A 19,170-nucleotide genomic window follows, 5' to 3' on the forward strand; every position below is an offset into this window, starting at 1 on the left:
CATATCAAAATCAGGCAAATACACAAATTTCTAAACAGGCTCTCAGTAGGCACTGCTCCAAGTGCTGCAACCGCTGATAGATCCCACTTTTAGTGAATACAGCTACGGGTTTCGCCCCGGTCGTCGTGCGCGGGACGCTGTTCTAGCATCACATCAGTACGTACAAGACGGCTACCGCGTGGTGGTTGATGTTGATTTATCGAAGTTCTTCGATCGGATTAACCATGATATTCTGATCGATCGTTTAAGGAAACACGTTAACGACGTTGGCGTGATCCGGCTGGTGCGTGCTTACCTGAACGCAGGAATCATGAATGGCGGTGTGGTGGTTGAGCGTGCGGAAGGGACACCGCATGGTGGCCCCCCTTCGCCTCTGCTGGCCAACGTGCTTCTCGACGAAGTGGATCGCGAACTTGAACGGCGGGGATACCGCTTTGCCCGTTATGCCGATGATTGCAACGTCTATGTGCGCAGTGAGAAGGCTGGCGAGCGAGTGATGAAACTGCTCAAGCGCTGCTACGACAAGCTGCACCTGAGGATCAATACATCGAAAAGTGCGGTTGCAAGCGCCTTTGGCCGCAAGTTTCTGGGTTATACCCTCTGGGAAGCCCCGAACGGCGAGATCAGACGCGCGGTGTCGAAAAAGGCGCTGGAGACGTTCAAGCAAAGGATCAGGCAATTGACTGGCCGATCCGGTGGACGCAGCATAAGCCAGGTGATCGAAGGACTACGCCGCTATGTGCTGGGCTGGAAAGCGTATTTCCAACTAGCGCAATCGGCACGACGCTGGCGACAGCTCGACGAATGGTTGCGTCGCAGGATGCGCGCTCTTCAGCTTAAAATGTGGCGACGTGGTAGTACGATTTACCGGGAGCTGTTGAAGCTTGGGGCTAAACCTCAAGTGGCAAAATCGGTGGCAGCGCTAAGCCGTCGGTGGTGGCACAACAGCCTGTCGGCGGTACATAACGTGTTGACGATTGCTTACTTTGATTCCCTTGGCATGCCTCGCCTCACTTAACCTCAACTGCTCGAACCGCCCGGTGCGGACCCGCATGCCGGGTGGTGTGGGAGGGGACCGGCTAGTTACTGGCCGCCCCTATCCCGATTGTGCCGTTGTGCCGTTGCGATATGGCGCACAGACGGAGCAGCGCCTGTTGGTGAGACACTTTATTCCACTGGCGTACATCGGGCATCTGGTGGTACTGGCGGCGCTGACGTGGGGTCTATAGGAGAAACAATGTTAAAGCGCATTAACTGTCGGCAATTTTATTACTCGGTGGCGAATGTCATCGTGCTTATCGCGTTTATGTGCACGTTTTATGCCACATTATCATCCGTTGCGGATGTGTTGTTTGTCTCCGGGGAGGAGGCTAAAACGGAGCCTGTTTAGAAATTTGTGTATTTGCCTGATTTTGATATGTTCAATCCAACATCAAAAACAGGTTAATTTATGGACGAAAAACAGTTGCAGGCTCTGGCTAACGAACTGGCCAAAAATCTCAAAACCCCTGAAGATCTCAGTCACTTCGATCGGCTGCTGAAAAAAATTAGCGTCGAAGCAGCTCTCAATGCCGAAATGACCCATCACCTCGGCTACGATAAAAATCAGCCTAAACCGGGGACCAACGCCCGCAACGGCTATTCCACAAAAACCGTTACCACTGGCGATGGCCCGCTGGCGCTGCGTACTCCGCGCGATCGTGACGGTTCCTTTGAACCGCAACTGGTGAAGAAGAACCAGACCCGGATTACCGGGATGGATAACCAGATTTTATCGTTGTACGCCAAAGGGATGACCACCCGCGAGATCGCCGCCGCGTTCAAAGAGCTGTATGACGCCGATGTCTCGCCGGCGCTGGTCTCAAAGGTCACCGATGCGGTCATGGAGCAGGTTGTCGAATGGCAAAACCGGCCTCTGGATGCAGTCTATCCCATTGTTTATCTTGACTGTATCGTTCTAAAAGTCCGGCAGGACAGCCGCATCATCAACAAATCTGTGTTCCTGGCGCTGGGCATCAACATCGAAGGCCAGAAAGAGTTGCTAGGTATGTGGCTGGCCGAAAATGAAGGCGCAAAGTTCTGGCTGAACGTGCTGACAGAGCTGAAAAACCGCGGCCTGAACGATATCCTTATCGCCTGCGTAGACGGGCTGAAAGGTTTCCCTGACGCTATTAACGCGGTGTATCCGGAGGCGCGGCTCCAGCTGTGTATCGTACATATGGTGCGCAACAGCCTGCGGTTCGTCTCCTGGAAGGACTACAAGGCCGTCACCCGCGACCTGAAAGCTATCTATCAGGCCCCTACGGAAGAAGCCGGCTTGCAGGCGCTGGAAGCGTTCTCCAGTGCCTGGGACATCCGCTACCCGCAAATAAGTCGAAGCTGGCAGGCAAACTGGGCCAATCTGGCCACGTTCTTTGCCTACCCAACGGACATCCGCAAGGTGATCTACACGACCAACGCCATCGAGTCGTTAAACAGCGTGATCCGGCATGCCATCAAAAAGCGCAAGGTGTTCCCGACCGACGACGCAGTGAAAAAGGTGGTGTGGCTGGCGATACAGGCGGCCTCACAGAAATGGACAATGCCTTTGAGGGACTGGCGCATGGCAATGAGCCGCTTTATTATCGAGTTCGGTGACCGCCTGGACGGTCACTTCTGAGAAAAGGCATTTACACAGAATCGTGTACAGGGTCTTATTTTAATTGGCATGATAGCCTCAATGTAATGACGTTGACCAAATCACCTTGCACCCACCTTTCATGAATGCCCCTTGCTTAAAACCACCCTGTGCGTTTTTGCCCACGGTGATATAATCCGCCTGCCCCTATTTTAATAACTGCTCACAGAGCGGATGGTGTTCAATACGGATAACGAGTTTGCAATTATGCAATATCACGTTTTTTACACTCACGCCTCTTATCGTCAAATAATGAATAACGGCTCCTGCCTGCGTCATCGCGGCGATAAGATGAGTGTTGGTCGATGCCGCTTTATGATGGACTGACATACTTTCCTCCTTCAATGAATTAGCATTTCTGCATAACGGTCGATTAACGTCACAGAAATCCCCTGATTGCCAATAGCGCTTGTCCGGGCCACTCCGCGCGCCAGTTTAAACAAGCGGCGATAATTGCCCCGTGAATGTTTGCGAAAGGCGGCGGCAATCTCCGGCGCAAGCGGCTCCCTCGAGTCCTCACCGTTCGATAACAGGCTGCCCAGAATGGCGCTGAAATCCTCGGCTTCACTTTCTTTCTTACGAGATTCCAGGTCTAACGCCATACCCACCCGGCTATAGAGCTGGGCGTATTCCCCGCGAGAGCCTTTCAGGTTAAGCAGCAAACGCGGCATCCCCGCCAATACAATGGCCACCCCGGAACGGTCGTGAATGCGCCGCAGGACCTCAAGCGCCCGGTAGGGCAGCAGCTCAGCCTCATCAACCAGTACCAGCCAGTGCTTGTCGCGCAGCCCCTGTACGCACTCCTCGACCAGCTCATGAATATTGCCAGTTTTTCGCAGACCCAGCCGGGCGCACAGCGCCTGCAATAACACCTTGGCGGTATAGCCGGGGTCGGCTTCAATCAAGATGACGCCTTTATTGGCGCTGTTGGCGCGCACATACTCCTTCAGCACCATGCTTTTTCCCATGCCTGCCGGGCCGTATATCACGCCGATATCGCCGAAGTCGTGCGTGGCACTAATCAGGTCCAGCGCCACCCTCGCCAGATGGGTCGGCACAAAATGTACCTTGATGTCCCGCCGGTGGGCGCGCTCTGTCTCGCGGTCAAGAAAATCCCGTAACGTGCCCTCGACGTTATCAATATTGCCGTTGTAAACCCCCTTTAAATATTGTGAAATGGTGGCGCCGCTTAATCCGGTTTTATCGGCTACCTTGCGATGGGTGTAGCCTGACCGTTCCATCAGCTGGAAAATACGTTCTCGCGTTGTCATACAATATATCCTTAGCGGTTATTACCGACCTGCTTGATATCGTGCTCATATTCGGATTCAAATAAATACACCTTCTCTTTTTCAGGTTCCGCTGCCTTGGGTACCAGCAGGCTGTAATCGTTCTCTCTGGGCGCGTCAATCACCGGGCGTAATTCGTCTTTCGCATCCTGAATTTTATTTTCAGCCAGTTTAATGCGACGTTTAGCGCGCGCTTCCAGGGCTTTTTCCACTCTGGAGACCGGCACCGACGAAGCGGTATTGCCATTCCAGAGCGCGGTGCAGAGATAAGCGCCGTCCATCTGGCGAATAATCACCTCGTTCGGATTATGGATATCGTAGGCCACCCGCACCGTCTGGCGGTCTACCTCAATCAGCTCCCGGGCAAAATACTGGTTATTCAGCAGTTCAACCCAGCCGCGCTGGGCCACGCGTTTCTCTTCCGGCATAAACATCTCGCGCAACTCGCCCGGTGTCAGGTATTCAATGTTGTCTCCTTCCTCGGTCAGCAGGGCCTTGCGGTAAGCAGCCGGCGTCATCGACTTGCCGTTGACCTTGGGCAGCGCGCTGTGCTCGTGGCTGTGGTTATAGCGCTGCACCTCCTCCTCGATGGCGTCTATCAATGGCCGCCAGCTGGGCAATATCGCCAGCGTTTTCTGCTGGACAGGTTTCAGCTCTTTCCCCTGACGCAGGGCATTCGACAGACTCAGCAACTTTTGCCCCTGCACCCGCGTCCCGTTGGGGTCAGCGCTTAACCCGTTATAGGTCTGAAAGCGCAGGGCCAGCCGGCGTGGGAGAACGCCGTTAAGTCGCTCGATAATGCCCCGCGCCTGCGGGTTACCGGGGATACCGGTAATATGCTCAATGCCCAGCCGGGGGAAAATCCCGGTGATATCCGCATCCAGCATCTTGTTGGTCTCACCACCGCCGTTATCGTAGTAGGAAAACAGCGGTTTGCCGTGGTACTGGATAGCATAACGCCACGCATCGGCCACCGCGATGGCGTTTTCCGCCAGAGACAGGCTCCAGCCCACCAGATAGCGGGTGCGCCCGTCGAGCACCAGGGTCAGCTCCGGGGTAAAGGGCCGCCCGTGTATCGGATGCGCCACTTTCATGTTCAGCGACTTGCCGTCAGCTATCCAGCAGCCGTTCACCGGCATCTGTGCCCAATCCCGCTGCTGGTAAACCTGATACGCCTTAAGCGCCGAACCGGTTGACCCGTCCCTTGACCCGTCGGTGAGGTGCCACCCGCTTGACCATGCGATTGACCTTGTCGTAGGTCGGCAGGGCCGCCAGCATGGCAGGCTGATCATGGTATTTGCCCTGCCAGTCGGCCTGAAACGCGCGGTAGGCTTCCAGCACCGTCGGGCCACAGGGCCGGGCATAATGCGGCCAGAAGAGCGTATAGAACCACGTCATGTCCTCGGGACGCTGCTTCTTCGGCTGACCCGGAGCCAGTATCGCCAGACGCTCCTGGGGTCGCTCTGCGCTGAGATAGAGACTCACCCATTCCTGCAGGCTGCTTTTGCCCACCCCTTGCCGGGTGCGGCCCTTTTTGTTTTGGCGTTGGCCAGCGTGGCGGCGCGCTGCAGGGCCTCGGGCAATGTACCGACCTTTGACTCCTCGACGATAAAGGTCACCGCCGCAATGCGGGTCATGCCGGCCTGCTGTAACCGGATCACTTCCTGTGCCAGCATCATGCGCGCATCGGCAATCTGCTTTTGGTGATCGTTGAGGGCCTGCACTTTGCGCTCGAGCAGGGCAGGACATTGGCGCATGATCGCCAGCTCATCGCGTGACTTGATGGCGCAGCCACGCTTGACCGACTCATCAACCGGCTGGGCCGGGGCTTGCGCAATCAAAGATTTATAGTGCCGATGTTTGATGATCTCGCGTGTTTGTTCCGGCAAACAATCGATGTGATACTCGAAAGCCTTGGTACCCGGACGTTTACGGACTAAATCTGGAGAGTCAAGCAATAATCTGCGCAATGCTTTTCTTAGTCCTGGGGCTGTTCCTGGTAATCCGGGAATCCCTATTAATTCCTTGATACTTATAAACATAATCAAGAAACCTTGTGAATGTAGCTGTTATTTCTAGCTTCGTACCTGCTTGGCCAGATAGTTTCTGGAGAGACACCAAGAGCGTTAGCAACCAATAGTTCATATTTACGGCAAAGTCTTGTTAAAACACTTTTAACAACGTCTTGCTTGACCCCGGCTTTAACGTCCAAGGCGCTTTGTTGAATAAATCCGAAATTTTTGACGACTTCCTCCCTATCAGGGCGATTGTTACATGATGCGGACGCTGTTTGGCATTCCTAACAACGTGATCCGGTTAAGCGCTTTGACCATTGCCATAGCCTCACCTACCTGCGCGTCATAGTCATGCAGACTCAGATGACCACCCAGAAGTATTTTAAACCGGAACATGGCCGTTTCAGCCAGTGAACGCCGGTGATAACCTACTTTCTTTTTCCAGGTATCGTTATTGCCGCTCAGATGCTGATTTGCCACCGCATGGTTACGCTCATGGTATCGAGCTGGCCAATATTGCGCACCACTTCGCGGTGGGATAAGCGGCTTTATTTTTTTCCTCAGCAGAGCATCATGACAGTAACGCGTATCGTAAGCACTGTCAGCCGACGCTTCCCTGATTTTCCGGTGGGTTTGGTTAATCAGCCCGGGCAGCGCCTGCGCATCTGTCGTACCGCTTAGCGATAAATCGGCACAGATAATTTCATGTGTCGCGCTATCTACTGCCAGATGAAGCTTGCGCCATACTCTGCGCCTCTCAGCCCCATGCTGCCTGACTTTCCATTCGCCTTCGCCGAAGATTTTCAGGCCGGTGCCATCGATGACCAGGTGTGAGATTTCGCCGCGGGTTGGCGTTTTTATGCTGATGTCGACGGTTTTTGCTCGCCGGCTGACCAGAGAGTAATCTGGGCAGCGCAGCGACAGCCCCATCAGTTTAAAAATCGAGTCAACGAAACCCTGTAACGCCCGGAGCGAAAGGTTAAACACGCGCTTTATCATCAGAACCGTGGTAATGGCCATATCGGTGTAGTGAAGCGGCCGGCCACGATGTTCAGGTGGTGTACTCTCAGTCCATGCAGCAATGGCTGACTCATCAAGCCATACTGTCAGGTCCCCCCGCTGCCTGAGCGCATTGTTATATGCGGGCCAGTTGGTAATTTTAAACTTTTGCTTTGCCATGGGGACCTGATGTTGAAACGAATGTAGTGATCATAGCCGCCAGTCACCTAAAAGTTCGATTTATTCAACAAAGCCCGTCCAAGGCTCGAAAAGTTATCCCACGTTTGTGAAGTTCAGCTTTTATGATCTCTCTGTGCCAATCAGTATTAACAACTTCATTTTGACTCGTCATTGGATTACCCTAAAAAGTCATCCGCCCGGAACATCCGAGCGGTGTATCTCTTCAAGCAAAGATTATAATCCAAAAGAATTATGTCAAGCTATTTTGGTTTTTATTGGATTACTTTTATGGTTTCCTTGTCAGGATTAAAAATGCTTTTTAATCAAAATATTACAGGAAAAGTAACCAATGATGGCAAAAAATACCGAAGTTTTTTTTAGTGACCCTGCAAAAGAAACCATAAAAGATCGTCTTCTAGCACTTGTCGCTGGAAGGCCGCGTCGAGGCGTTGCGGCTAAATGGGGGTTGAAGTATGCAACGCTAAGTAACTATCTGACGGGAAAGGCTCGATACCTAGACGGGATAAGTTAGAACTCATAGCCAAAGCGGAAGGGGTTGATATTGAATGGATTATTAATGGAGGGAAAGTAGTTAGTAAAGAATTCAATAGTGGTGATCGTGATTTGCACCTTTCACCGCAGACTCTCAAATTGGCTGAGTTCTTTGAAGCGCTAAATGATACGGAGCGCTCAGCTTTGATCAACCTGTTAACTAGGAAAGGTGTTGAGACGGTCCTTTACCTCCTTGATGATGACAACCTTAAGCTCTTACAACTTGATTATGTAATTAAAGAAAAAGTCTTAGGCAGGACGTCCTCCCAAACGCAATCGGAGGCTATCTTGAACGATGAGAAAGCTAGAGAGTGTGGTCTTGATAGCAAAAATGAGGCAGGAGAAGAAATCCTAACAAACTATAGCAAAAGAGCCGTTTAAGTTTAAATATATAAAATATAAATGCATTGAGTATGTTTATCAACAAAATCGTTAATTGAAACTGTTTAAACGGCTTTCAAACTTACTCAAACCACGGCCAATCCAGTCCAGAATATAGTGCAAAAAACTCATTTTTCGCTCATTTTTTGCGACGAGTCCAAAATCCTTAAAATGGCTGTAAGCCGCGCCAGTAAAGGGCTTCCGGCTAATCCACCGTTCCCCCTGAGAGTCCAAAAATGCTTGCCACCCCACACGACCAGGCCGTCGGCGCAAAAGCGCTGGCGGTCATGCTCGGGCAAAACCACGCCGGCGCCGGACGTCATTGAAGCCGACCACGTTTCAGCCGGCTCAATGCGCTAGTGCCAGGTTACGCTTTCGCGTCGGCAACCGCGTCTTTTGCCAATTGCGTGATGCGGGCATAGTCGCCCTGCTCCAGCGCATCATTGGGCACCAGCCAGGATCCGCCGATGCACAGCACGCTTTTCAGGGCCAGATAATCACGGTAGTTGGCCGGCGAAATGCCGCCGGTCGGGCAGAAACGCACCTGTGAGAACGGACCGGCAATCGCCTGTAGGGCTTTAACGCCGCCGTTGGCTTCCGCCGGGAAAAACTTGAACTCGCGCAGACCATAATCCATGCCGAGCATCAGCTCCGACACGGTGCTAATCCCGGGAATTAACGGAATCGATCCGGCGGTGGCGGCCTTCAGCAGCGGCTCGGTCAGACCGGGGCTAATGGCAAACTGCGCGCCGGCGGCCGTGACCTCAGCAAGCTGCTGGGCGTTGGTAACCGTACCGGCGCCGATAATCGCCTCCGACACCTCTTGAGCGATGGCGCGAATAGCGTCCATGGCGCAGGGCGTACGCAGCGTCACTTCCAGCACTTTTACGCCGCCGGCGACCAACGCTTTCGCCAGTGGGACCGCATGCTCTAGTTTTTGAATGACGATGACGGGCACGACCGGCCCCGAGGTCAGGATGGTTTCCGCGCTGGTTTTCCAGTTATTCATGTTTTGCTAACTCCTGTTTACCTTCAATAAATTCACCCCGCCGCGCACGTGAAGGCGCGCGGCTGAAAACACACCTGGCGCGGAACGTTGCCTGACGGCGGGCTAACGCCGGCCGTTACTCGAACTCATTCCACGACCGCCCATCGCGGGTAATCATCGCGACGGAGGCTATCGGCCCCCAGGTCCCGGCCTGATAGGGTTTCGGCGCGTCATTATCCGCCTCCCAGGCTTCCATAATCGAGTCGACCCATTTCCAGGCTTCTTCCACCTCATCACGGCGCACGAACAGCGCCTGGATACCGCGCATGGTTTCCAGCAGCAGCCGTTCATAAGCGTCGGCCAGATGTTCCTGGTTAAAAGTTTCCGTAAAGCTCAGATCTAATTTGGTGGTCTGCAGACGGTGTTTGTGATCCAAACCCGGTACTTTGTTCAGGATCTGGATATCCATTCCTTCGTCCGGCTGCAGACGGATGGTCAATTTGTTTTGCGGCAGCTGCTGATAGGAATCCCGGAACAGGTTGAGCGCCGGGTTTTTGAAATAAACCACCACTTCGGAACATTTGGTCGGCAAACGCTTGCCGGTGCGCAGATAAAACGGCACGCCAGCCCAGCGCCAGTTGTCGATGTCGACGCGGATGGAAACGAAGGTTTCGGTGCGGCTGTTTTTATTCGCGCCCTCTTCTTCCAAATAGCCGAGGACTTTTTTCCCCTGCACGAACCCGCCGGTATACTGCCCGCGCACCGTGGTGTCACGGACATTGCTGTGATCAATGGGACGCAGCGAGCGCAGCACTTTCACCTTTTCATCACGGATACGGTCGGTGGTCAGATCCGAGGGCGGCGACATGGCTATCATGGTCAGGATCTGCAGCAGATGGCTTTGGATCATATCGCGCATTTGGCCGGCTTTGTCAAAATAGCCCCAGCGGCCTTCGATACCGACTTCCTCGGCGACCGTAATCTGCACATGATCGATGGTGCGGTTATCCCAATTCGAGGCGAAAAGCAAATTGGCGAAACGCAGCGCCAGCAAATTCAGCACGGTCTCTTTGCCCAGATAATGGTCGATGCGGTAAACCTGGCTCTCGTTGAAATATTCCGCGACCTGATCGTTTATCACTCGGGAAGAGTCCAGATCGGTACCGAGCGGTTTTTCCATTACGACGCAGCTCGGTTCGCTGTTCAGACCGGCTTCACCCAGGCTCTTGCAGATTGTCCCGAAAATATTGGGAGGCATAGCGAAGTAATTCACCGTCACCCGCGCCTGCTGATCCAGTTTTTCACCCAGTCGGCTGAAATGCTTAGTCTCGTTGACATCCAGATTGCAGAAATCCAGCCGCGCGCTCAGGGTCTTCCATAATTTGTCGTCAATAGGCTCCTTCATGAAGGTTTCTAACGCTTCACGCACCACCTTGGTATAAGCTTTGACGTCCCAGTCCGCACGGCCCACGCCGATAATACGGGTTTCCGGATGAAGTGAACCTGCCTTTTCCAGCTGATACAACGAGGGCAACAACTTACGCCGCGCCAGATCGCCTTTCGCGCCAAAAATGACCAGATCACAGGCCTGGGCTATGGATGTTACCGCCATGTTCTTCTCCTCGTGCAGGGTTTGTAATTTTATTACATAGTTAGGGTATTTTTTTTGACATCGACCGGCAAAACGTCAAAAACAACGCGCCAGCCCCCTGTTTTTTGACAATTATACCCGGATTTGTTTTCAAAAGTGCAATTAATTAACAACATTGTGGTTGTCTTACCGCTTTGAAAGTTAGACACAGGTCATACTCTGGCAAAAAACACCTAGGGCCATTCGGTTTCGCTGCCTTTGACTACCGGCTCGTAGTATATTTCATTAAATCGGTAATGATTTCTCCTTTGTGTGAAATCGGCAAAATCCATGAGCTATACACTTATGAACATGTTGGAAAAGATCAATACTCATCTGGAGTTACTGAGTAAATCCGAACGTAAGGTCGCGGAAGTCATCCTGCTCTCCCCCCAAACCGCCATCCATTCCAGCATCGCCATCCTCGCGCGCACGGCGGATGTCAGCGAACCAACCGTCAACCGTTTTTGCCGCCGTTTAGGAAGCAAAGGCTATCCTGATTTTAAATTGCATCTCGCCCAGAGTCTGGCGAACGGGACGCCGTATGTAAACCGTAACGTGGATGAAGATGATAGCGTGGATTCCTATACCCACAAAATCTTCGAGTCAGCGATGGCAAGTTTGGAGCAGGTCAAAAACAGCCTGGATATCGCCACGGTGAACCGTGCGGTGGACTTACTTACCCAAGCCAAGAAGATTTCTTTTTTTGGTCTTGGCGCCTCGGCGGCGGTGGCGCATGATGCGATGAACAAGTTTTTCCGTTTCAATATCCCGGTCGTGTACTCGGAGGATATCGTCTTGCAGCGCATGAGCTGCATGAATTCCAGCGAAGGCGATGTCGTGGTGCTGATTTCTCATACCGGCCGCACCAAAATGCTGGTAGAACTCTCGGCGCTGGCGCGGGAGAATGATGCTACGGTTATCGCCATCACCTCGCCGCGCTCGCCGCTGGCGCTGGAAGCGTCATTGACCCTGGCGCTGGACGTGCCGGAAGATACCGACATGTTTATGCCGATGACATCGCGCCTGGCGCAGTTAACCTTGATCGATGTCCTGGCAACCGGCTTTACGCTGCGGCGCGGCGCAAAATTCCGGGATAACTTGAAGCGGGTCAAGGACGCCCTGAAAGAATCGTGCTTTGATAAAACGGAACTAGGACTTTAACGAAGGCATCCAGGGGAACCTTCGCGCCTTCTCCGGCGGCCTGACCGCCGCGAAAAGGCTTTTATCAACAGGGATTATCCGCCGCGGGGACCGGCCAACGGTCTGGCGCCCCGCCGGAGCACTCTTTTTGTTGCAACAACACCATTGCCCAAGTCAACGGAGTTATCCATGTCCAGACGGCTAAGAAGAACCAAAATTGTCACCACTCTCGGCCCCGCCACCGATCGCGATAATAATCTCGAAAAAGTGATCGCCGCCGGCGCCAACGTCGTTCGCCTCAATTTTTCACACGGCAGCGCGGAAGATCATCTCCTGCGCGCGCAGAAAGTGCGCGAAATCTCGGCCCGTCTCGGCCGGCACATCGCGATACTCGGCGATTTACAGGGGCCGAAGATCCGCGTTTCGACGTTTCGGGAAGGGAAAATTTTCCTGAACGTCGGCGACAAATTTCTGCTCGATGCGTCATTAGGCCGCGGCGAGGGCGACCGCGAACGGGTGGGCATTGACTATAAAGGCTTGCCTGACGATGTGGTGCCCGGCGATCTCCTGCTGCTGGATGATGGCCGCGTGCAGCTCAAAGTGCTGGAGGTGCAGGGTATCCGGGTTTACACCGAAGTGACGATGGGCGGTCCGCTGTCCAACAATAAAGGCATCAACAAGCTCGGCGGCGGTTTGTCCGCTGAAGCGCTGACCGAGAAGGACAAGGCCGATATCATTACCGCCGCCAAAATCGGCGTCGATTACCTGGCGGTTTCCTTTCCCCACACCGGCGAGGATCTGAACTATGCGCGCCGCCTGGCGCGTGACGCGGGCAGCTATGCCAAAATCGTATCGAAAGTCGAGCGCGCCGAAGCCGTGGCCAGCGAGGAAGCTATGGACGATATAATCCTCGCCTCGGATGTGGTGATGGTGGCCCGCGGCGACTTAGGGGTTGAAATCGGCGATCCTGAACTGGTGGGTATTCAAAAGAAACTGATCCGCCGCGCCCGCACCCTTAACCGCGCCGTGATTACCGCCACCCAGATGATGGAATCAATGATAACCAACCCGATGCCCACGCGCGCCGAAGTCATGGACGTCGCCAACGCGGTGCTTGACGGCACCGACGCGGTGATGCTGTCGGCCGAAACCGCCGCGGGGCAGTATCCCGCCGAAACGGTGTCGGCCATGGCCAGCGTTTGCCTGGGGGCGGAGAAGATCCCCAGCATTAATGTGTCCAAGCATCGGCTGGACGTGCAATTTGACAATATCGAAGAAGCCATCGCCATGTCGGCGATGTACGCCGCCAATCACCTCAAGGGCATCACCGCCATTATCTCAATGACGGAATCGGGCCGCACCGCGCTAATGATGTCCCGTATTAGCTCGGGCCTGTCGATTTTTGCCCTCTCGCGTCATGAGCATACCCTGAACCTGACCGCGCTTTATCGTGGCGTGACGCCGGTGTACTTTGACGGCGATTGCGACGGCGTGGCGGCGGCGACCCACGCCACCAATTTGCTGCGCGACAAGGGGTTTCTGGTCTCGGGGGATCTGGTGATCATCACCCAGGGCGACGTGATGGACATGGTTGGCACCACCAATACCAGCCGCATCCTACGCGTGGAATAACCCAAGGCAAACGCATCACGGCCCGCGTCGAGCGGCCGTGATGCCCATCGCGGCATTATTCGTGCACCACGGACCGCCCGCGGATTGCACGTAACGCAGACAGACGGGTCCGATATTCGTCATCGCGACGGCCGCGTTTTAACGCCAGTTTGGTCATTATTTGGTAGTATCTCTCCAGCGCATCTTCCAATACGTCGATGGCAAATGACGGCGTGCGCGCCAGACGCTGTCGTTGTGCGATTACCATCTGATCGGCATCAATAAAATAGATGCAACCGTCACTCTGGATCAGGATATTACCCACCACCTCGGCATCATGCATATAGAGTTCGCGTGAATCGAGCAGCAGTAGCGCCCTGGTACGCAGCACATTGCCTTTTTCCTCGTCGGATAAATCCTCTAAGGTGCTGCCGGCAATATATTTCGTGACCAGGACGTCCACCGGGTCGCCGTGTTTGTCACTCATCACGCCGGCGCGGGCAAAATCAGGCTGATTATTGGCTTTGTTCAGGTAATGTTGAACACGTATGGGATGTGCGTTCGGCATGCCCGCAAAATTAATCCAGACACTATCCTTATTGCGGGGAATTTTAACCACAAAGGCGCCGATTCTATATGCGGAGCCATAAGATCCCTGCCCGATCTCTTTGCCTTTGGCTATCACCTGTTGATCAATCGGTTTACCCGCAATACGTGCCAAAAAACGGTCGATAGCGGCGATATGATGGGTGTCGCCTGCTGACAAAGCACACGTCGTCCGCGTCGGGGCTTTGTTGAATAAATCGAACTTTTAGGTGACTGGCGGCTATGATCACTACATTCGTTTCAACATCAGGTCCCCATGGCAAAGCAAAAGTTTAAAATTACCAACTGGCCCGCATATAACAATGCGCTCAGGCAGCGGGGGGACCTGACAGTATGGCTTGATGAGTCAGCCATTGCTGCATGGACTGAGAGTACACCACCTGAACATCGTGGCCGGCCGCTTCACTACACCGATATGGCCATTACCACGGTTCTGATGATAAAGCGCGTGTTTAACCTTTCGCTCCGGGCGTTACAGGGTTTCGTTGACTCGATTTTTAAACTGATGGGGCTGTCGCTGCGCTGCCCAGATTACTCTCTGGTCAGCCGGCGAGCAAAAACCGTCGACATCAGCATAAAAACGCCAACCCGCGGCGAAATCTCACACCTGGTCATCGATGGCACCGGCCTGAAAGTCTTCGGCGAAGGCGAATGGAAAGTCAGGCAGCATAGGGCTGAGAGGCGCAGAGTATGGCGCAAGCTTCATCTGGCAGTAGATAGCGTGACACATGAAATTATCTGTGCCGATTTATCGCTAAGCGGTACGACAGATGCGCAGGCGCTGCCCGGGCTGATTAACCAAACCCACCGGAAAATCAGGGAAGCGTCGGCTGACAGTGCTTACGATACGCGTTACTGCCATGATGCTCTGCTGAGGAAAAAAATAAAGCCGCTTATCCCACCGCGAAGTGGTGCGCAATATTGGCCAGCTCGATACCATGAGCGTAACCATGCGGTGGCAAATCAGCATCTGAGCGGCAATAACGATACCTGGAAAAAGAAAGTAGGTTATCACCGGCGTTCACTGGCTGAAACGGCCATGTTCCGGTTTAAAACACTTCTGGGTGGTCATCTGAGTCTGCATGACTATGACGCGCAGGTAGGTGAGACAATGGCAATGGTTAAAGCACTTAACCGGATCACACTGTTAGGAATGCCAAACAGCGTCCGCATCATGTAACAATCGCCCTGATAGGAAGGAAGTCGTCACAAATTTCGGATTTATTCAACAAAGCGCCGCGTCGGGAAAGCATAGGAGGTCAGCGCGGCGCTGTTGGATACGAGAGTGGCTGAGGCGGGTGCGCTCTTCGGACCCTGTACACGATTCTGTGTAAATGCCTTTTCTCAGAAGTGACCGTCCAGGCGGTCACCGAACTCGATAATAAAGCGGCTCATTGCCATGCGCCAGTCCCTCAAAGGCATTGTCCATTTCTGTGAGGCCGCCTGTATCGCCAGCCACACCACCTTTTTCACTGCGTCGTCGGTCGGGAACACCTTGCGCTTTTTGATGGCATGCCGGATCACGCTGTTTAACGACTCGATGGCGTTGGTCGTGTAGATCACCTTGCGTATGTCCGTTGGGTAGGCAAAGAACGTGGCCAGATTGGCCCAGTTTGCCTGCCAGCTTCGACTTATTTGCGGGTAGCGGATGTCCCAGGCACTGGAGAACGCTTCCAGCGCCTGCAAGCCGGCTTCTTCCGTAGGGGCCTGATAGATAGCTTTCAGGTCGCGGGTGACGGCCTTGTAGTCCTTCCAGGAGACGAACCGCAGGCTGTTGCGCACCATATGCACGATACACAGCTGGAGCCGCGCCTCCGGATACACCGCGTTAATAGCGTCAGGGAAACCTTTCAGCCCGTCTACGCAGGCGATAAGGATATCGTTCAGGCCGCGGTTTTTCAGCTCTGTCAGCACGTTCAGCCAGAACTTTGCGCCTTCATTTTCGGCCAGCCACATACCTAGCAACTCTTTCTGGCCTTCGATGTTGATGCCCAGCGCCAGGAACACAGATTTGTTGATGATGCGGCTGTCCTGCCGGACTTTTAGAACGATACAGTCAAGATAAACAATGGGATAGACTGCATCCAGAGGCCGTTTTTGCCATTCAACAACCTGCTCCATGACCGCATCGGTGACCTTTGAGACCAGCGCCGGCGAGACATCGGCGTCATACAGCTCTTTGAACGCGGCGGCGATCTCGCGGGTGGTCATCCCTTTGGCGTACAACGATAAAATCTGGTTATCCATCCCGGTAATCCGGGTCTGGTTCTTCTTCACCAGTTGCGGTTCAAAGGAACCGTCACGATCGCGCGGAGTACGCAGCGCCAGCGGGCCATCGCCAGTGGTAACGGTTTTTGTGGAATAGCCGTTGCGGGCGTTGGTCCCCGGTTTAGGCTGATTTTTATCGTAGCCGAGGTGATGGGTCATTTCGGCATTGAGAGCTGCTTCGACGCTGATTTTTTTCAGCAGCCGATCGAAGTGACTGAGATCTTCAGGGGTTTTGAAATTTTTGGCCAGTTCGTTAGCCAGAGCCTGCAACTGTTTTTCGTCCATAAATTAACCTGTTTTTGATGTTGGATTGAACATATCAAAATCAGGCAAATACACAAATTTCTAAACAGGCTCTGAGGTAGGGCTGGTAACGCCGCTGCGCGACGGGATGAATTTGGTTGCCAAGGAGTATGTCGCTTCACAAAATCCTGAGGATCCCGGCGTGCTGATCCTCTCCCGTTTTGCCGGTGTGGCCAACGAGCTTACCTCGGCGCTGTTGGTTAATCCCTACGACCGCGACGGCGTCGTCGCCGCGTTGGATAAAGCCCTCAGCATGCCGCTCGGCGAGCGCAAGGCGCGCTTTCAGGAAATGATGGCGGTGATCAAAAAGAACGACATTGTGCATTGGCGGCAGTCTTTCTTGATCGATTTAAAAAAATCCCCGCCAAAACTGAACAGGTCGGGCAGACCGTCTCTGGCGTGACGCGATAACCCGTACCGCCATCCTGGCGTAGACCAGGATGGCGGGTCCATGACGCCCGACTCAGGGCCGCGAGACGCGGAGCCTGCCTTCGTAAATAATTGCGAAGGGCTTTCATCCTGTTCACCTCAGTGCCGCCCGCGGTAGTCAATACCTCTTCAAAAGTAGCAGTAGGGTTAAGTGACACTGTCATGTTAGCTGGGCGAAAAAAAACCGGCCACGTGGCAGGCAGGCGTGCCGGTTATCATTGCCGGGCGATGAGGCTTATCGACGGCTTGAGCCCAGAATTTTTGCCAACAGGAACCCGACGCCGCCGGCTATAAGCAGCGCAGGCACCGGATCTTTGCTGGTCTTTTCTTTAACGCTGTCGACATAATCATTAAAGGTATAAGACGCCTGAGCGGCTTTTTGACGTATTTTCCCTTCAAGAGTGAGAGAATCATCGTCCGTTGCTTTGCCAAACGCTTCCTGGCCTTTCCCCGCGAATTCTTCAACTTTATCTTTGGCTTTATCGTACATAGTTCTCGTCCTTTGCCAAGTGGAAACGCTTTAAATATAGACCAAAATGGCGGTTTTGCAGGAGCCGGGGCAAAGCGGCAAGCTAAAGGCGTCTCTCGTCTTGCGCCATCAGCGCTTGCGCCGGTAGATCCGATGCTCAACCATGGTGCCAATAACACGGATAGGCAGGGTATCGGAACGCATAATCGGTATTAAGCGGGACGAGTTCAAACACCTGCTCACCTTGGGCATCGAACGACACCGGCCGGTATTTCTTGAACGTGGCTTCATGATCGTCGTTTTCCGCCACCACGAACTCTCCCGGGTGCGGTTCGATGTCCGGGTCGATAATAACCACATCGCCGGTACGGAACGACGGCGCCATAGAATCGCCTTCGATATTTGAGGGCGAACGCCTCGTTGGACCAATTCATATCGATTAGCACATATTCAAAATCGCCATCAACGCCGGTGATGGGCGCTTTCTCGGCAAAGGCACCCGCCTGTACCACATTATATCAGCGGGATCTTCCGGCTGCCGACTTCGGCGCGGCTTAGCAGGGGGCCCCGTTCATTAACCAAACGGGGCTGCACTGCAGAGCACGAGCGATGCCGACGATGTTGCGCGGCTTGCTGGTTTTGCCCTCTTCAATACTGCCCCAGGATTGCTGGCGAATACTGGCAAGATCGGCCGCTTTCACTTGCACCAGGCCCAGTTGCCGCCATCGTTTTTTAACGCGTTCAGCTAAAGTCATCTTTGTCCTCCTGAAAGATATGATACCGCCAAAACTGTATTTGACAACCCCGATTAGCGGGTTTTTAATACAGATTAAACTGTATTCCGTGGCTATTATCAGGTATTCCTGTTTTATGGCCGTGAGGGAGAGGTGGGTATGCTCAATACGCTAACTGAAGAAGAGTTCTTTTTCGGGCTGTATCAGGTGGTGCATCCCTCCACGCCGGTGGCCCATTCGCAGGGCCTATGCGGCCGCCAGTGGGAATGGCGTTTGCTTGAACAGGCGCTGAGCGCACCGGGGCGCCATGCGCTGGTGTATGGCGCTGCCGGCATCGGAAAAACGTCGTTAGCCCATACGCTGGTGGCGCATCATAGGTTGCGCTGCCCGCCGGTCAAAATTAGCTGCGAACCGGGTTCAACGCTGTTAAGACTGATGAAACATGCGCTTACGCTTGGCGATAGCGGTATGAGTCGGCGCCATGAATCGGTTTTCGGCGCTCGGTTTTCGCTGGCGGGCAGCGGCGTAAAATTTGAAAAGAAAGCTGTCGAGCAGCAGTGCGCGGCGGCCATTGAGGACAATGCGACGGTGGTGACGGCGCTGGAGGCGTGGGGAGAACGTCTGCAATCGCCCGTATGGTTGATTATCGAGATGGCGCGTATCGAAGAGCGGCGCGGTTTTCTCACCCTGTTCAAGCAACTGGCGGATCGGGCATGCCCGGTGAAAATGATCCTGGTCGCCCGCGGGGAGCAGCCGGAGGGGGTGTTTGGCGCCGGTGAAGCGTTTACTCGTCATCTGTTGCCCGTCAAGCTGGCATCTCTTTACGCTGGAGAACGGCTATGAATTCATTTCTCTTTGTCTGACGTCCTTCGGACTTTTTATGGTGGAACGGCTGA

20 protein-coding genes and 1 pseudogene are annotated in these 19,170 nt (G+C 53.8%); 8 read left to right on the forward strand and 13 right to left on the reverse strand.

The genetic code is table 11. The annotated features are described in order from the left end of the window. The first annotated feature begins 61 nt into the window (after positions 1 to 61). Positions 62 to 1,018: a reverse transcriptase domain-containing protein gene (locus SOPEG_RS13775; RefSeq protein ID WP_236851480.1), complete on the forward strand. Its 957-nt coding sequence runs from the start codon at positions 62 to 64 to the stop codon at positions 1,016 to 1,018. A gap of 432 nt (positions 1,019 to 1,450) precedes the next feature. Next, positions 1,451 to 2,659, forward strand: coding sequence for an IS256-like element ISSoEn2 family transposase (locus SOPEG_RS13780; protein WP_025244030.1), 1,209 nt, complete (start codon positions 1,451 to 1,453; stop codon positions 2,657 to 2,659). A gap of 359 nt (positions 2,660 to 3,018) precedes the next feature. Here SOPEG_RS13780 and SOPEG_RS13785 read toward each other — a convergent pair whose 3' ends face one another. The 6 genes from SOPEG_RS13785 to SOPEG_RS13795 all read right to left on the reverse strand — a co-directional run bounded on the left by SOPEG_RS13785 (position 3,019) and on the right by SOPEG_RS13795 (position 7,160). Continuing rightward, the gene (locus SOPEG_RS13785) at positions 3,019 to 3,948 is read right to left on the reverse strand and encodes an AAA family ATPase (protein WP_025245782.1); all 930 of its coding nucleotides are present in this window, start codon (positions 3,946 to 3,948) and stop codon (positions 3,019 to 3,021) included. Between the two features lie 11 nt (positions 3,949 to 3,959). Further along, positions 3,960 to 5,105 carry a Mu transposase C-terminal domain-containing protein gene (locus SOPEG_RS30605; RefSeq protein WP_335333749.1) on the reverse strand — a complete coding sequence of 382 codons (1,146 nt, stop codon included), beginning with the start codon at positions 5,103 to 5,105 and terminating at the stop codon, positions 3,960 to 3,962. Positions 5,106 to 5,142: 37 nt separating this feature from the next. Further along, entirely contained in the window at positions 5,143 to 5,451 is a 309-nt protein-coding gene (locus SOPEG_RS30610; RefSeq protein ID WP_335333750.1) for a hypothetical protein, read from the reverse strand. After that, the gene (locus tag SOPEG_RS30615; protein ID WP_470250572.1) at positions 5,448 to 5,936 is read right to left on the reverse strand and encodes a hypothetical protein; all 489 of its coding nucleotides are present in this window, start codon (positions 5,934 to 5,936) and stop codon (positions 5,448 to 5,450) included. The genes SOPEG_RS30610 and SOPEG_RS30615 overlap by 4 nt, the downstream gene beginning before the upstream one ends. A gap of 74 nt (positions 5,937 to 6,010) precedes the next feature. After that, complete coding sequence (locus SOPEG_RS30935) at positions 6,011 to 6,178, reverse strand: helix-turn-helix domain-containing protein (protein ID WP_158382410.1); 168 nt, start codon at positions 6,176 to 6,178, stop codon at positions 6,011 to 6,013. 58 nt (positions 6,179 to 6,236) lie between these two features. After that, a complete protein-coding gene (locus SOPEG_RS13795; protein WP_025243834.1) occupies positions 6,237 to 7,160 on the reverse strand; it encodes an IS5-like element ISSoEn1 family transposase in 924 nt (307 codons plus the stop codon). Between the two features lie 651 nt (positions 7,161 to 7,811). Here SOPEG_RS13795 and SOPEG_RS13800 point away from each other — a divergent pair. Further along, positions 7,812 to 8,093 carry a hypothetical protein gene (locus tag SOPEG_RS13800; RefSeq protein WP_148297084.1) on the forward strand — a complete coding sequence of 94 codons (282 nt, stop codon included), beginning with the start codon at positions 7,812 to 7,814 and terminating at the stop codon, positions 8,091 to 8,093. Positions 8,094 to 8,460: 367 nt separating this feature from the next. On the opposite strand, the gene SOPEG_RS13810 is transcribed toward SOPEG_RS13800, so the two are convergent. After that, positions 8,461 to 9,102, reverse strand: coding sequence for a bifunctional 4-hydroxy-2-oxoglutarate aldolase/2-dehydro-3-deoxy-phosphogluconate aldolase (locus SOPEG_RS13810; RefSeq protein WP_025245784.1), 642 nt, complete (start codon positions 9,100 to 9,102; stop codon positions 8,461 to 8,463). 115 nt (positions 9,103 to 9,217) lie between these two features. Next, positions 9,218 to 10,693: a glucose-6-phosphate dehydrogenase gene (gene zwf / locus SOPEG_RS13815; protein WP_025245785.1), complete on the reverse strand. Its 1,476-nt coding sequence runs from the start codon at positions 10,691 to 10,693 to the stop codon at positions 9,218 to 9,220. 324 nt (positions 10,694 to 11,017) lie between these two features. On the opposite strand from zwf, the gene SOPEG_RS13820 reads away from it, so the two are divergent. Together SOPEG_RS13820 and pyk are read left to right on the forward strand one after the other, a co-directional pair. Beyond that, complete coding sequence (locus SOPEG_RS13820) at positions 11,018 to 11,875, forward strand: MurR/RpiR family transcriptional regulator (RefSeq protein ID WP_025245786.1); 858 nt, start codon at positions 11,018 to 11,020, stop codon at positions 11,873 to 11,875. A 168-nt stretch (positions 11,876 to 12,043) separates the two neighbouring features. Next, positions 12,044 to 13,486: a pyruvate kinase gene (gene pyk / locus SOPEG_RS13825; protein WP_025245787.1), complete on the forward strand. Its 1,443-nt coding sequence runs from the start codon at positions 12,044 to 12,046 to the stop codon at positions 13,484 to 13,486. 55 nt (positions 13,487 to 13,541) lie between these two features. On the opposite strand, the gene SOPEG_RS13830 is transcribed toward pyk, so the two are convergent. Beyond that, positions 13,542 to 14,186, reverse strand: coding sequence for a BUD32 family EKC/KEOPS complex subunit (locus SOPEG_RS13830; RefSeq protein ID WP_148297085.1), 645 nt, complete (start codon positions 14,184 to 14,186; stop codon positions 13,542 to 13,544). Positions 14,187 to 14,327: 141 nt separating this feature from the next. Here SOPEG_RS13830 and SOPEG_RS13835 point away from each other — a divergent pair, with 141 nt between their 5' ends. Then, the gene (locus SOPEG_RS13835; protein ID WP_025244160.1) at positions 14,328 to 15,251 is read left to right on the forward strand and encodes an IS5 family transposase; all 924 of its coding nucleotides are present in this window, start codon (positions 14,328 to 14,330) and stop codon (positions 15,249 to 15,251) included. A 164-nt stretch (positions 15,252 to 15,415) separates the two neighbouring features. Here SOPEG_RS13835 and SOPEG_RS13840 read toward each other — a convergent pair whose 3' ends face one another. Next, entirely contained in the window at positions 15,416 to 16,624 is a 1,209-nt protein-coding gene (locus SOPEG_RS13840; protein WP_025245789.1) for an IS256-like element ISSoEn2 family transposase, read from the reverse strand. A 70-nt stretch (positions 16,625 to 16,694) separates the two neighbouring features. On the opposite strand from SOPEG_RS13840, the pseudogene SOPEG_RS13845 reads away from it, so the two are divergent. Then, positions 16,695 to 17,045 (forward strand): annotated as a pseudogene (locus SOPEG_RS13845) (trehalose-6-phosphate synthase); the annotation flags it as partial. A 261-nt stretch (positions 17,046 to 17,306) separates the two neighbouring features. Here the strand turns inward: SOPEG_RS13845 and SOPEG_RS13850 are convergent. The 3 genes from SOPEG_RS13850 to SOPEG_RS30625 form a co-directional block, all read right to left on the reverse strand. After that, positions 17,307 to 17,561 (reverse strand): CsbD family protein, encoded by a 255-nt coding sequence (locus SOPEG_RS13850; protein ID WP_025245791.1) that lies wholly within the window; start codon positions 17,559 to 17,561, stop codon positions 17,307 to 17,309. 136 nt (positions 17,562 to 17,697) lie between these two features. Next, positions 17,698 to 17,925: a LexA family protein gene (locus tag SOPEG_RS30620; protein WP_335333753.1), complete on the reverse strand. Its 228-nt coding sequence runs from the start codon at positions 17,923 to 17,925 to the stop codon at positions 17,698 to 17,700. A 169-nt stretch (positions 17,926 to 18,094) separates the two neighbouring features. Next, positions 18,095 to 18,295, reverse strand: a complete 201-nt coding sequence (locus SOPEG_RS30625; protein WP_025245792.1) for a transcriptional regulator — start codon at positions 18,293 to 18,295, stop codon at positions 18,095 to 18,097. 138 nt (positions 18,296 to 18,433) lie between these two features. On the opposite strand from SOPEG_RS30625, the gene SOPEG_RS13865 reads away from it, so the two are divergent. Beyond that, positions 18,434 to 19,117 carry an ATP-binding protein gene (locus SOPEG_RS13865; protein ID WP_038468790.1) on the forward strand — a complete coding sequence of 228 codons (684 nt, stop codon included), beginning with the start codon at positions 18,434 to 18,436 and terminating at the stop codon, positions 19,115 to 19,117. The last annotated feature ends 53 nt before the right edge of the window (positions 19,118 to 19,170 follow it).

Source organism: Candidatus Sodalis pierantonius str. SOPE (assembly GCF_000517405.1).
Taxonomy (GTDB): Bacteria; Pseudomonadota; Gammaproteobacteria; order Enterobacterales; family Enterobacteriaceae; genus Sodalis_C; species Sodalis_C pierantonii.